Source organism: Xylanivirga thermophila (genome assembly GCF_004138105.1).
Taxonomy (GTDB): Bacteria; Bacillota; Clostridia; order Caldicoprobacterales; family Xylanivirgaceae; genus Xylanivirga; species Xylanivirga thermophila.
This window is the reverse complement of record NZ_RXHQ01000002.1, coordinates 208,892-220,683: the sequence shown is the minus strand read 5'-3', so window position 1 is coordinate 220,683 and position 11,792 is coordinate 208,892. Positions and strand designations below refer to the sequence as shown.

Genomic DNA, 11,792 nt, shown 5'->3' with positions numbered 1-11,792 from the left:
CGTTGTCAAGGTTGGGTAGTATTTTCTCGTATACACTCGAAAATCTCCACCCTCCCCTTGACAAGAGGAAGTAAATGGATAAGTATGATTTTCTCAAAAAGTGTTGCATTTAATATTGCAATTTAGAAATGAAAAATATCACAGAAATTTAGTTTATGTCCTTGACAAATCTCCCAAAAGCAATGGTAATAGGATACATATTTAAGGTCGCTTTTGTAGTATGTTGTGCAGTAAAGATTATATATAAAATAGAAAGATGAGGAAATTGAAATCATGGATGAAAAGGATAAGGAAAATAAAAATATAGAGATTGAGGATGAAAACAACGGCAATTCTGAAGAGAACGAAGAAGGTAATTATTTGGCAGTAGGAATGTGCCTAGGTATATGTTTTGGAATGATAGTAAGTTGTTTGTTTTTTAAAAACATAGGTATGGGTATGTTTTTTAGGATCGGCGATTGGTTCAAGCCTTAAAAAGGAAAGTATTGAGGGATGGAAATATTGTCTAAAATCAAATTACAGAATTTGATAAAGGTTTTAGATGCAGATTTAGTAAAGTATAATTTCCGTATTGAAATGAATTTTTTGCATTGATAATGATATAGTGTATGATGATTGCTGGCTGGGGAAAATGCCAGATAGAGATAACTCTAGAAAAGCAGTATATTGGTATGGGCTGGTTCTAGATGGTTCATAAGCATATAAATATACTGAAATAGAAGATTTTATAGATGCGAAGGTCTTTAATGTTAAAAGTATGCGTGATATTATTGAAAAAGTAACATGGTATTCCCTAGATAGTTGTAGTATAGAGGAAAGGTTACCTGATTATCTTAATGGGTATACAAAAGCTCCAAAGAGGTCTACACCTATAAATATTAATAAGTAATGATGTAATTAAATGCAACATGTCATATTTAATTACAAAGAAACTCGAATGGAGATGAAATCTATGAAATGTCCTATTGTAATGGTGAAATGGAAGTAGGCATTTTAGAAGGAGGAAGGTATCTTTTATGGGTGAAACAACCATATAAAGTATCTTACCATCCTAAAGCAGGTGAGGTATTGCTAGGAGAAAAAGCGGTAATGTTTGTCGTAGTGAATTCTTATATTTGTAAGCAGTGTAAAAAGATTATCATAGATTATGCTAATCTTAATGGTGTAAAAGAAGAGATAGTGTGCATTGGTAAATCATTGTTTACTTTAGAATTTAATTTACTTTAATAAGGAGATAAAAATGAGTAAATGTGAAAAAGCGATAGTGACAGTTTTATGTATGGTTTATGATGATAATAAAATATTACTTCAAGACAGAGTTAAAAAAGATTGGCGTGGACTTACTTTTCCAGGAGGACATGTAGAAAAAGAAGAATCATTTGTTCAAGCAGTTATTCGTGAGATATATGAAGAAACAGGATTAATTATAAGAGAGCCTAAATTATGTGGAGTAAAGCAATTTCAAACGGATGAAGATGAACGATATATTGTATTATTGTTTAAGACAGATAAATTTGAAGGTACTCTAATTTCTTCTGATGAAGGAGAAATGAAATGGATTGATAGGAATTCATTAAATGATTGTACGTTAGTGAATGATTTTATGGATTTATTAAAGGTTTTTGATTCAGATTGTTATAGCGAATTTATGTATGAACGCAACAAATCAGGGGATGATTGGTTAATTAGATTGTATTAATTTATAGGAGACGATTATTTGGCTAAGCATGATTTTGGAATAATAGATTTCTTTGAAGAAAATAAGTGGTATAGTGATTATGAACCTCAAAAATATAATTGTATTTCAGTTGATGATAACTTATTGGGGGAGATGATTATAAAATATAATGAAGAACTAAATTTACTTGAGCTTAAAGAAGGAATGAAGGTGGTTGACGTAGGTTTTGGATCAGGGGCTATTACCAGAAAACTATCAAAATGGCTTGGCCCAAAATTACAAATTATTGTGATAGATAGAGATCCAAATTTCATAAATTATGCAAAAGAAAAGGCTGCAATTTAAGGTTTAAATAATATATGTTATTATGAGGGCGATGCACTCAAACTACCGCTAGAAGATAATTCAGTAGATTCTTGTATTTCTCATACCGTAATTGTTATCATGAAAAAATTGCAATAGTTGAAGCAAAAAGACGGCAAATGTTTGGAGGCATTAAAAGGGGTTTAAGATTAAACAGTAATGGACTGACAGAATAAAAAGTTAGTCGAGTTACTCCATATAATTTATATATTACGTATTGGCAGTATATTGCATAATACTGACTATAAAGGGGGATTGGGAATGAGCGATTGGTTTACAATTGAAAAAATTGATAATAATACGTATGCCATTAGTGAATATGGACACTGGGAAAAAATGCACTCTTACCTTTTGATAGGTAAAACTTATGCACTTTTAATAGATACAGGTTTAGGAATAAGCAATATCAAGAAAGAGGTAGATTTATTAACTGACTTGCCCGTAAAAGTTGTAACTACACACGTGCATTGGGACCATATTGGGGGACATAGTTTATTCAGTGATATTTCTGTACATATAGATGATGCTGAATGGCTAAAAAGTGGTATTCCTATATCAATTAATATGATAAAAAATAATGTAATTAAAGAGCCATTTGGTAAAATACCACCTAAAGAATTTGATATTAATAAATATAATGTTTATACTGGCAATCCGACAAAATTATTAGTTGACAATGACATTATAGATATAGGTTCAAGAAAAATAAAGGTGTTGCATACTCCAGGACACTCACCAGGACATATATGTCTTTTAGATGAGGATAGAGGCTATCTATATACAGGAGATTTAATCTATTTTGGAACGCTCTATGCATTTTATCCAAGCACTAATCCTTTACAATTTAAGCAATCTGTAGATAGGATTAGCCATTTAAGTAATATTCAAAAGATATTGCCAGCACATAATGATTTAAATATTCCAATCAATACTATAGAAAAAGTAAAAGATGCTTTTGAATATATAGACAAAAATAACTTGCTATTTCATGGTGGTGGAATTTTTGAATTTGAAAATTTCAATATACAGATATAAAGCCTTTTGTTAAACATTATGTAATGTTTCCGTGATGTTGGCTGAATTACGTAGGTCAATGATGTTACTTGTGTTAGTAAGAAAAAAATAGCAATATCAACTTGCTATAATATAAGCAATGAACTGGTAATTTAGGAATCTTTAGAGTCTTTAGACCGCAGAAGAAGTGTGTTTAAGGATTCTAAATATCTTTAAGTTATCAATTTTTTTGTTCTTCGAAAACCGAATAATAGCAGGTTGACAGTGATAAAGAGTGGCATGGTGTCAAGCCTCAAAAAGAATTGAAACTAATTAATAAAAGACTTTAGAATTGGTTAAAAAGTAGCAAGGAATAAAGAAGCAGGTGCTTTTTTAGGCTATATGTTGTAAAATAAAGACATGCAGTATCTATTGGTAATATAAGGCACAATGAAGATTATCCATATTATATGGGAAGATATATATTATATTTGGTGCATTGTAACGACAAAGAAAAGGTTTTAGTAGAATGTAGCCAACTTAAAATAGACTATTATTCTTTGGGAGGCATAAGATTTGCTTAAAGAACAAATTCAGAAAGAATTAAAAATATTTGGGTTAAACGGTTTTGAACACCCTATATTCTACCACTGTCATACAGGTATTCGTTTTGAAATTGGAGTGGGTGATGTATATGACAATGATGGTGTTCCATTAAAGGAGTATGTTGATAATGCACTGAATCGTGCCATGAAGATATATAATAATGGGATAAAGTGCCCTAGTATATTGGTGTGGGGAGTATATCCACAAAATGATGAAGAAAAGCATAATTTTCAAATTGTATTTCAAGAAAAAATAGCATCAATCCCGCCACAAGAAGAATATTCACGAGATATAAAGGTTGATGATAATAAAACTAAGACAACTGAATTTTATTGGGATTTACAAAAGTCAAAAATACCAATGGAAAAAATATTTCAGGAAATTATACTTGGTGATTTAGGTGGAGTTCAGGAATTTGTTTCATCGGTATACCTATTTGATATTGAAAATCATGTTATGTTGCACCTGTATGATGATAGGGGGCTTGATATTGTCGCCTATGATAAGAATACATTAATGCCACTCTATCAAAAATTTAATATATGGATACTTGATTATGACCGTGAACGAATTAATAAAATATTTCTTGATTAGATTATCGAATAAGTATTTTTTTACTTATATTTGTGTTGTAATCTTTATATAATACAGAATAAACTACCATTTAAATAGGGAAATGTTAGGGGTGGAAATGTTGATTAAAATCAAATTACAGGATTTAATAAAGGTTTTAAGTGCAGATGTAGCAAAGAATAATTCCTGTATTGAAATGAATTTTTGCATTGATAATGATATAGTTTATTATGATTGCTGGCTGGGGAAAATGCCAGATAGAGATAATCCTAGAAAAGCAGTATACTGGTACGGGTTGGTTCCAGATGGTTCACAAGCATATGATTATACTAGATTAGAAGATTTTATAGATGCGAAGGTATTTAGTGGTAAAAGTATGCGTGATATTATTGAAAAAGTAATATGGTATTCACTAGATGGTTGCAGTATAGAGGAAAGGTTATCTGATTATCTAGATGGGTATTAAGAAAGTCCAAAGAGGTCTGTACCTATAGATATTAAGTAGAATAAGAGGTTATGTTACTTCTTATATTTCATATTAGTAGTTTTATATGAAGTGAGAAAAATTAAATTTTATAAAAATTGGAGGGGGGAGAATCGAATAAAAAATGTTTCTATTATTTTTTGTTTTAGGAATCCTTTCTGGATTTCTTGCAAAATATATTGATACTATATCTTCTAATGGTATAATTGGCAGTTTAATTAACATAATTAGCAACATAAGTTCCAGAATAGGAATGTGGGTCTTTATTGCTACTATTATTGCTGCATGGAGCAGAACACCCAAAGCAGGGGCAATTAATGTTTTTACTTTTTTCTTAGGAATGCTACTGGCTTACTATATATATTCTATGAAATTATTTAACTTCTTTCCTACATATTATTTCATTCGCTGGGGATTAATTGCCTTATTATCTCCGCTGGTTGCCTATATTGTATGGTTTAGCAGAGGGAATGGATGGATTGCAGCATTATGTGCTGCCCTTCCTATTGGGCTACTGGTTTCAGAAGGGTATAACTTTTTTTATACGTTTTCTCCAGTTTCAGGATTTGATTTGATTGCTGCTATTATACTTTTTTGCATTTTGCCGAAAAACAAATATCAATATTTTAAAGTATTGATATTCACAGCATTAACATCGGTATTTCTCAGTAAATTTGATTTGTTGTCCTATATAATTGGTGGGCTATAGAAGTATGGGATGTAGAGAATTAGTAAGGCTAAAGAAGTCTGAAAGGAATAAAATGTTATGATGAAGACCATTTGTTTACAAGATTGGGTACTTAAAATAGATGTTGAAAAAACGAAAGAATATTATGATAGCATAACAGTTGGAGAAGGTTGTAATTGCGCTTATTGCAGGAATTATATAAAGAATTGCAGAACATTCTCAAAAGAAGTATTGGACTTTTATACAATGCTAGGGATTGATCCTCAAAAAGAAGGGGAGTTTATGGAGTTTGAGACTGATACAAACAAACATCTATATATGGGGTTTTATCATTTAGTAGGTGAAATCGTTAAAAGACCTAGTGCTAGAATTAGGAAGTGGGATGACTTGAATATTATAGGAATTGGCAATGTGAAGTTTATATTTACTGATGAGTTAGACCTTGTACCAGAGATTTTTCCAAAACCAGTACTTCAATTGGAATTTGAAGTTACGCTGCCGTGGCTATTGGAAGAAAAGCCCTTATGAAAGTAAATATAGCAGTAAAATCGGAGGATAATGAGATGGAATGCTTATTTATAATAATGCTAAATTTATGGGTGGAGAATGTTCACTCGATTGGTGGAGATGTATGGGTTAATATGGATAACCTGTCACAATGTGAACTATAGTAATTCACGAAAAACTAGAACAAATTTCTGTTGAATTAGAAATAGTAGGGCAAGAATATTGTGCACAATGGAGTGAAACTTATAATTATTATACACCAATACTAATTGATAGTTTATCTGGTTGGAAAAAGTTTTTCAAATTTCATCTTGAACGGTGGAAAAACGAAGATATATTGCAAAAGGACTATGATGAAGTTTTTTCAAGGATAATGTAATTTATGCCTATGTTAAGAATGAAGGAAGTGGGTCAACAAGGCTTAAGGTAAAAGGAGCCGAATTCAACGGAGATAAGTTAAGACTTTTTATGGAACGCATATACTCGGGGGAAGGCACGTATGATATGGCAACCCGGATATGCCTATTTGAAATTAAGAGAGATAATATTAAAAATACAAAAGCGATTGAAGCAATAATAATAGATAAGTAAAAGATGATAATCATGATAAGAAAAACCAGAGAAATGAACAGGGAATTTGGGCTAGAAATTACGGCCAGAAGAGAGAAACATGGTGTAAATGGAGGTATAACAAATGCAATGTCCCTATTGTAATGGTGAAATGGAAATAGGCATATTAGAAGGGGGAAGGTATCTTTTATGGGCAAAACAGCCACATAAAGTATCCTATCATCCTAAAAGAGGCGAAGTCTTACTAGGAGAAAAAGCGGTTAGTTCTGTGAGGATAGATTCTTATATTTGCAAACAATGTAAAAAGATTATCATAGATTATGCTAATCTTGGTTATATAAAAGAGGAATAGATAGTATATATTGGCGCTAATATGCGAAGCCAGGATTATTTATTGATGAGGTGATGCTATGACAGACTTTTTAATGCAGTAGGTGGAATATTTTCCGTCATTATGTTTTTTTTATGCCATCAATTACACAAAATTATTTACAGGTTCAACTGTGGAGATGCCTTGCTACAGAATTTTTTCAAAAGCTATTCTTTTGCTCCCGCCTTCTAAATAAATTATCCCGCAATACTCGAATTTATTCTTATTCAATAGTTTCTGCATAGCTAGATTTTCTTCATGGGTATCTATTCTAATACTATGTATATCCCTATTTAAGCAAATCTCTTCTGTTTTTTTCATAATTATAGTTGCTAGCCCACGTCTTTTAAATTCTTGGTCAACTGCTAGTCTGTGGACAACAGCATAATTACCGTTGGTAATCCATTTGCCATTATAAATATGTCTATAGGTTTTTTCTCCATCAAAAGAAACGGATACAGTGCCTATTATGGTATCATCATCTAACAAAACATATCCATTTTTGTTTTTAATATCATTAAGTATAGTTTCTAAATTAGGATAATTGTTCTGCCACTGATCAATTCCCTGTTTTTTAAAATAATCTTGGGCTTGTTTAATAATGTTCATTATACTACTAATATCTGGCTCAACTGCTTTTCGAAAATTCAATCTTATAACCCCCTTGCTTTTACAGGGCATAATTACTTAAATATGCCCTGTAATTAAGTTTATTTTGCCTTTATTCTCCATACTACGCTCTTAAAATCTCCATTTAACTGTGGTATGGCTATTCCAATATACATCAACTCATCTCCGCCATACACACCACTTTTTCCATCAATTACATAATACCTATTAGGATCTAATCCTTTTAATTTTAACCTTCTTATAGGTGCATTAGGCTGATCTAAAACTCTAAAATATGCTGCAAATGCTTCTTCCTTATTCTCTGATACATAAATCCAGGCAGTTTCATTTCCTCCAAATGGGCTTAATATCCTATACATATCCCCAAACTGAATAATTTTTCTTAAACTTTTGTATTGGGAAATTTGTTTTTTCACGTCTTCCTTTTCATTTTCAGTAAGTTTTGTAAGGTCTAGTTCGTAACCAAAATTTCCGGACATGGCTACATCACCTCTCATTTTAAGGGAGGTATTCCTATGAACTTGATGATTCGGTATAGCAGAAACATGTGCCCCCATTGTACTGGCTGGATAAACGATACTTGTACCATATTGTATTTTTAATCTTTCAACAGCATCTGTATCATCACTAGTCCAGATTTGTGGCATATAATATAACATACCGGGGTCAAAACGCCCGCCACCACCTGAACAACCTTCGAACAATATATTCGGGAAAGAGTTTGTTATGGTATCCATAACCTTATAAAGTCCAAGCATGTATCTATGTGCTGTTTCTCTTTGTCTTGTTGCTGGCAATAATGCTGAGCCTATTTCTGTCATGTTTCTATTCATATCCCATTTTACGTAATCTACTTTAACTGTTCTTAAAATATCTGATACTGCATCTATAATGTATTCACAAACATCTTCCCTCGATAGATCTAGCACTAATTGTGTCCTAGCCGTTGAACGGGATCTATTGGGTACATGTAGGCACCAATCGGGATGGGCTCTATACAAATCACTATCTGGTGATACCATTTCTGGCTCAAACCATAAACCAAACTGTAATCCTAAATCATGGATCCGATTTGCTAAATTATCTAATCCATCGGGTAATTTATTTTTATCGGCAATCCAGTCTCCTAATGAGGATGTATCATCATTTCTATGTCCAAACCAGCCATCGTCGAGGACAAAGAGTTCTATGCCAAGTTCTTTTGCTACTTTAGCTATATTTTCTATCTTATCAGCATTAAAATCGAAATAAGTTGCTTCCCAATTATTAACAAGAATAGGTCTTATACTATCCCTGAATTTGCCTCTGCAGAGTCTTGTACGATAGAGCTTGTGATATGTCCTTGACATTTTGCCTATACCCCTATCAGAGTATACCATTACCACCTCAGGAGTTTGAAAGGTTTCGCCTGGTTCAAGCAACCACGAAAAATCAAAAGGGTTTATTCCCATAGATATTCTGGTAGTTTTGTACATATTAACTTCTGCTTGAGCTAAGAAATTCCCGCTATAGACCAGACTAAATCCATAAGCTTCTCCATTTTCCTCAGTGCAATCCCGGCTTAAAAGGGCAATAAAAGGATTATGTTCATGACTGCTTGCACCTCTTTTACTATCTATGTATTGAATTCCAGGTCTTAAGGTTTCCCTTACAATATGTCTTTCCCTTGCCCAGGAACCAAATAGATGCATAAAATCAAAATCGTTCCGTATAAAATCCACACTCATACTTAAACCACGGAGCAATTTTAAATTTTGTTTTCCATCATTAATAAAGCGTACATTTCTCGTTATGGCATTAAAATTTTTAAATACTGTATATGAAAGGACTGCTTTAAGTCCAATTAACTCATCAACTAATGCTATTTCCAAAGTTTCTGCTTCATCATCGTTCTCTACATAGGTAGCTGGCAATCCTTGAAGTTTTGCCTTACCTTTAAAAATTTTGTGGGACTCATATCTTAAATCCGTTATAGTTGCCCCATTTTCTAGTTGAATTTGATATGCAGGGCTACGAAAATCTGTATTTCCATAAGCAGGATATTCTTGTGGAAGTGTATCTAATGAAAATGTCTTATCATTTATATCCGGATTTGCCGAAAATGATGGCCGTTCTCTTTTTATAATAAGCTCTTCTGGATTAATTTTGTTTACCTTTTTACCCCAGTATAGGTGTGCAAGATATCCATCCTTGTAGATCTGCATAGCATAGCTTGTATCTCCCGCCTGTAAATGAAAAACCCTGTCAGCTTCATTGTACGTTATTCCCATAACTAATCATTCCCTTCCTAAGATATGGATGAGTATATATTAACAAACATTCATGTAAATATGCAATCTATATCTAAAAGAATAAATGGAGAATAGCTATATGTTATAAAAATATCAATGTTGTGATAAAAAAATGCAAGCCAGTTTTCTAGAATAGAAAACTGGCTTGCATTTAAAACTATAAAGAAAAATTAAACTCGTGTCATGCCACCATCAACAGTAATGAACTGTCCTGTAGTATAGCTTGATGCATCTGAGGATAGGAATAATATTGGACCATTAAGCTCACCTTTATTTCCAGGTCTTGAAGCGGGGCAAAGTGCATTATACATCTTAAGGAAGCTCTCTTCCTTGAATAAGGTATCTTCAGTCATTTCAGATTTAAAAAGACCTGGACCTACAGCATTTACGGTAATACCATACTGCGCTAAGGAAGTGGCCATTCCGATGGTCAAGCCAACTACTGCACTTTTTGATGCATTATATGCGTGACGAACAAGTGGTTCAGGCTTGTCTGCTATAATAGCATTTACAGAAGCAACGTTTACAATTTTGCCATATTTATGTTCTTTCATATGTGGAACTATATATTTAGACATCAAGAATACGCCTTTTACGTTAACGTTCATTGCAGTATCCCATTGCTCCACTGTCATGTTTTCAACGGAACCTGCAAATGCAACACCTGCGTTGTTTAGCAAAATATCAATTTTGCCATAGTGGGATAGTACTTTTTCAACTGCCTGTTTCACATTTTCTTCGTTTGAAACATCACATTGTACTGCAATGGCCTTTCTTCCTGTGGATTCAATTTCCTTTACGATATTGTCGAGTTTTTCTTTTCTCCTTGCTAAAAGTGCTACATCGGCTCCTTGTGCAGCGTATGCTCTAGCTGCATCAGCTCCTAAACCGCTGGATGCTCCAGTAATAACGGCGACTTTCCCTGTTAAATCAAATAGATCCATGCTATTACTCTCCTTTTCCATTATAATTAATATTTCGGCATAATAATTGATACTAAAACCATAATAACATTTTAATGAACGATTGTCAATTTTCTAACGATAATAGTAGAATTTTGTTTATATATTGAAAAATTATAGGAATTATATATAATGGTTTTGTTTATATTGGTAGAAAAATATCTATCACCATGAAAAGTAGTTGATATATTAAAAAATCAAGGAGGATAAGATGAAACCTAAAGTAGCATTTATTTGTGTACACAATTCATGCCGATCTCAAATGGCAGAGGCAATAGGGAAATTATTCGCTTTGGATGTTTTTGATTCTTATTCGGCAGGTACAGAGATAAAGCCACAGATAAATCAGGATGCTGTGAAGATTATAAAAGAAATATATGGCGTAGACATGAATAAAAAACAATATTCTAAACTTATCACAGATATACCAGAAGTGGATATAGTAATAAAGATGGGATGCAATGTTAATTGTCCTTATTTGCCTTGTAAGTATGAAGAAGATTGGGGTTTGGAAGATCCCATTGGTAAGGGGGATGAGGAGTTTAGGAAAATAGCTCTTAAAATTGAACAAAAAGTCAAAGACTTAGCAGAACGTATTAAAAACAATAGAATGTTGATATAAAAGAATTGACAAATGAGAGTTGTAGGCATAATATGTATATATGCGCATATAGACATATGAGAAAAATAGTTTAACTGTTTTTTAAGGGAGGCAAACATAGATGGATGAGCTAACACAGTTTTTTAAAATGATTTCAGATGAAACACGGCTGAGGATAATGGTTTTACTTTATCATCAAAGGCTGTGTGTTTGTGAAATATGTGGTATTACTGGTATATCCCAACCTAATGTGTCAAAACATCTTGCAAAGCTTAGGGATAAGGGATTTGTAAAGGATGAGAGGCAAGAACAATTTATATTTTATTCTTTGAATGTGGAGGAATTGGTTTTTAAAGATGTACTAAAAACTGTAATTAATAATATTGAAAATTATCCAATTTTGAAAGAAGACATGCAAAGACTTAAGAATGCAGACAAATTTCTTGAAGCATGCAAATGTTAGGATAGGTGAGTTA

At 32.5% G+C, this 11,792-nt stretch carries 17 protein-coding genes; 14 read left to right on the top strand and 3 right to left on the bottom strand.

Translation table 11 applies throughout. The features are described from left to right. Positions 1 to 273: 273 nt before the first annotated feature. From EJN67_RS02240 to EJN67_RS02195, 12 genes are all read left to right on the top strand, one after another. Entirely contained in the window at positions 274 to 474 is a 201-nt protein-coding gene (locus EJN67_RS02240; RefSeq protein ID WP_129721712.1) for a hypothetical protein, read from the top strand. 483 nt (positions 475 to 957) lie between these two features. Then, positions 958 to 1,227, top strand: a complete 270-nt coding sequence (locus EJN67_RS02235) for a PF20097 family protein (RefSeq protein ID WP_129721710.1) — start codon at positions 958 to 960, stop codon at positions 1,225 to 1,227. A 13-nt stretch (positions 1,228 to 1,240) separates the two neighbouring features. Further along, a complete protein-coding gene (locus EJN67_RS02230) occupies positions 1,241 to 1,699 on the top strand; it encodes an 8-oxo-dGTP diphosphatase (RefSeq protein ID WP_129721708.1) in 459 nt (152 codons plus the stop codon). An 18-nt stretch (positions 1,700 to 1,717) separates the two neighbouring features. Further along, positions 1,718 to 2,023, top strand: coding sequence for a class I SAM-dependent methyltransferase (locus EJN67_RS02225; protein WP_129721706.1), 306 nt, complete (start codon positions 1,718 to 1,720; stop codon positions 2,021 to 2,023). A gap of 12 nt (positions 2,024 to 2,035) precedes the next feature. Further along, the gene (locus tag EJN67_RS14510) at positions 2,036 to 2,140 is read left to right on the top strand and encodes a hypothetical protein (protein ID WP_394347504.1); all 105 of its coding nucleotides are present in this window, start codon (positions 2,036 to 2,038) and stop codon (positions 2,138 to 2,140) included. Between the two features lie 162 nt (positions 2,141 to 2,302). Then, positions 2,303 to 3,076 (top strand): MBL fold metallo-hydrolase, encoded by a 774-nt coding sequence (locus EJN67_RS02220; protein WP_129721704.1) that lies wholly within the window; start codon positions 2,303 to 2,305, stop codon positions 3,074 to 3,076. 534 nt (positions 3,077 to 3,610) lie between these two features. After that, complete coding sequence (locus EJN67_RS02215; RefSeq protein ID WP_129721702.1) at positions 3,611 to 4,234, top strand: DUF3885 domain-containing protein; 624 nt, start codon at positions 3,611 to 3,613, stop codon at positions 4,232 to 4,234. A 100-nt stretch (positions 4,235 to 4,334) separates the two neighbouring features. Then, positions 4,335 to 4,679 carry a hypothetical protein gene (locus EJN67_RS02210; protein ID WP_129721700.1) on the top strand — a complete coding sequence of 115 codons (345 nt, stop codon included), beginning with the start codon at positions 4,335 to 4,337 and terminating at the stop codon, positions 4,677 to 4,679. A 142-nt stretch (positions 4,680 to 4,821) separates the two neighbouring features. Then, entirely contained in the window at positions 4,822 to 5,406 is a 585-nt protein-coding gene (locus EJN67_RS02205; protein WP_129721698.1) for a DUF6518 family protein, read from the top strand. A 57-nt stretch (positions 5,407 to 5,463) separates the two neighbouring features. Then, positions 5,464 to 5,913 (top strand): hypothetical protein, encoded by a 450-nt coding sequence (locus EJN67_RS02200; RefSeq protein ID WP_129721696.1) that lies wholly within the window; start codon positions 5,464 to 5,466, stop codon positions 5,911 to 5,913. Further along, positions 5,910 to 6,056: a hypothetical protein gene (locus EJN67_RS13975; protein ID WP_165000683.1), complete on the top strand. Its 147-nt coding sequence runs from the start codon at positions 5,910 to 5,912 to the stop codon at positions 6,054 to 6,056. The genes EJN67_RS02200 and EJN67_RS13975 overlap by 4 nt, the downstream gene beginning before the upstream one ends. Positions 6,057 to 6,586: 530 nt before the next feature. After that, complete coding sequence (locus EJN67_RS02195; RefSeq protein WP_129721694.1) at positions 6,587 to 6,814, top strand: PF20097 family protein; 228 nt, start codon at positions 6,587 to 6,589, stop codon at positions 6,812 to 6,814. A gap of 165 nt (positions 6,815 to 6,979) precedes the next feature. Here the strand turns inward: EJN67_RS02195 and EJN67_RS02190 are convergent, their stop codons facing one another. The 3 genes from EJN67_RS02190 to EJN67_RS02180 all read right to left on the bottom strand — a co-directional run bounded on the left by EJN67_RS02190 (position 6,980) and on the right by EJN67_RS02180 (position 10,697). Next, on the bottom strand, positions 6,980 to 7,483 hold the full coding sequence (locus EJN67_RS02190) for a GNAT family N-acetyltransferase (protein WP_129721692.1): 504 nt from the start codon (positions 7,481 to 7,483) through the stop codon (positions 6,980 to 6,982). A gap of 59 nt (positions 7,484 to 7,542) precedes the next feature. Then, positions 7,543 to 9,732 (bottom strand): alpha-galactosidase, encoded by a 2,190-nt coding sequence (locus EJN67_RS02185; protein WP_129721690.1) that lies wholly within the window; start codon positions 9,730 to 9,732, stop codon positions 7,543 to 7,545. Between the two features lie 191 nt (positions 9,733 to 9,923). Beyond that, positions 9,924 to 10,697 carry an SDR family NAD(P)-dependent oxidoreductase gene (locus tag EJN67_RS02180; protein WP_129721688.1) on the bottom strand — a complete coding sequence of 258 codons (774 nt, stop codon included), beginning with the start codon at positions 10,695 to 10,697 and terminating at the stop codon, positions 9,924 to 9,926. 229 nt (positions 10,698 to 10,926) lie between these two features. On the opposite strand from EJN67_RS02180, the gene EJN67_RS02175 reads away from it, so the two are divergent. Further along, complete coding sequence (locus EJN67_RS02175; RefSeq protein WP_129721686.1) at positions 10,927 to 11,337, top strand: arsenate reductase ArsC; 411 nt, start codon at positions 10,927 to 10,929, stop codon at positions 11,335 to 11,337. A 100-nt stretch (positions 11,338 to 11,437) separates the two neighbouring features. Then, complete coding sequence (locus tag EJN67_RS02170) at positions 11,438 to 11,779, top strand: ArsR/SmtB family transcription factor (protein ID WP_129721684.1); 342 nt, start codon at positions 11,438 to 11,440, stop codon at positions 11,777 to 11,779. Positions 11,780 to 11,792: the final 13 nt, after the last annotated feature.

Bases quoted from the DNA above. Each gene is read 5' to 3' on its own strand.
- EJN67_RS02240 (WP_129721712.1), top strand. From the start codon at position 274: ATGGATGAAAAGGATAAGGAAAATAAAAATATAGAGATTGAGGATGAA.
- EJN67_RS02235 (WP_129721710.1), top strand. From the start codon at position 958: ATGTCCTATTGTAATGGTGAAATGGAAGTAGGCATTTTAGAAGGAGGA.
- EJN67_RS02230 (WP_129721708.1), top strand. From the start codon at position 1,241: ATGAGTAAATGTGAAAAAGCGATAGTGACAGTTTTATGTATGGTTTAT.
- EJN67_RS02220 (WP_129721704.1), top strand. From the start codon at position 2,303: ATGAGCGATTGGTTTACAATTGAAAAAATTGATAATAATACGTATGCC.
- EJN67_RS02205 (WP_129721698.1), top strand. From the start codon at position 4,822: ATGTTTCTATTATTTTTTGTTTTAGGAATCCTTTCTGGATTTCTTGCA.
- EJN67_RS02200 (WP_129721696.1), top strand. From the start codon at position 5,464: ATGATGAAGACCATTTGTTTACAAGATTGGGTACTTAAAATAGATGTT.
- EJN67_RS13975 (WP_165000683.1), top strand. From the start codon at position 5,910: ATGAAAGTAAATATAGCAGTAAAATCGGAGGATAATGAGATGGAATGC.
- EJN67_RS02195 (WP_129721694.1), top strand. From the start codon at position 6,587: ATGCAATGTCCCTATTGTAATGGTGAAATGGAAATAGGCATATTAGAA.
- EJN67_RS02185 (WP_129721690.1), bottom strand. From the start codon at position 9,732: ATGGGAATAACGTACAATGAAGCTGACAGGGTTTTTCATTTACAGGCG.
- EJN67_RS02180 (WP_129721688.1), bottom strand. From the start codon at position 10,697: ATGGATCTATTTGATTTAACAGGGAAAGTCGCCGTTATTACTGGAGCA.
- EJN67_RS02175 (WP_129721686.1), top strand. From the start codon at position 10,927: ATGAAACCTAAAGTAGCATTTATTTGTGTACACAATTCATGCCGATCT.
- EJN67_RS02170 (WP_129721684.1), top strand. From the start codon at position 11,438: ATGGATGAGCTAACACAGTTTTTTAAAATGATTTCAGATGAAACACGG.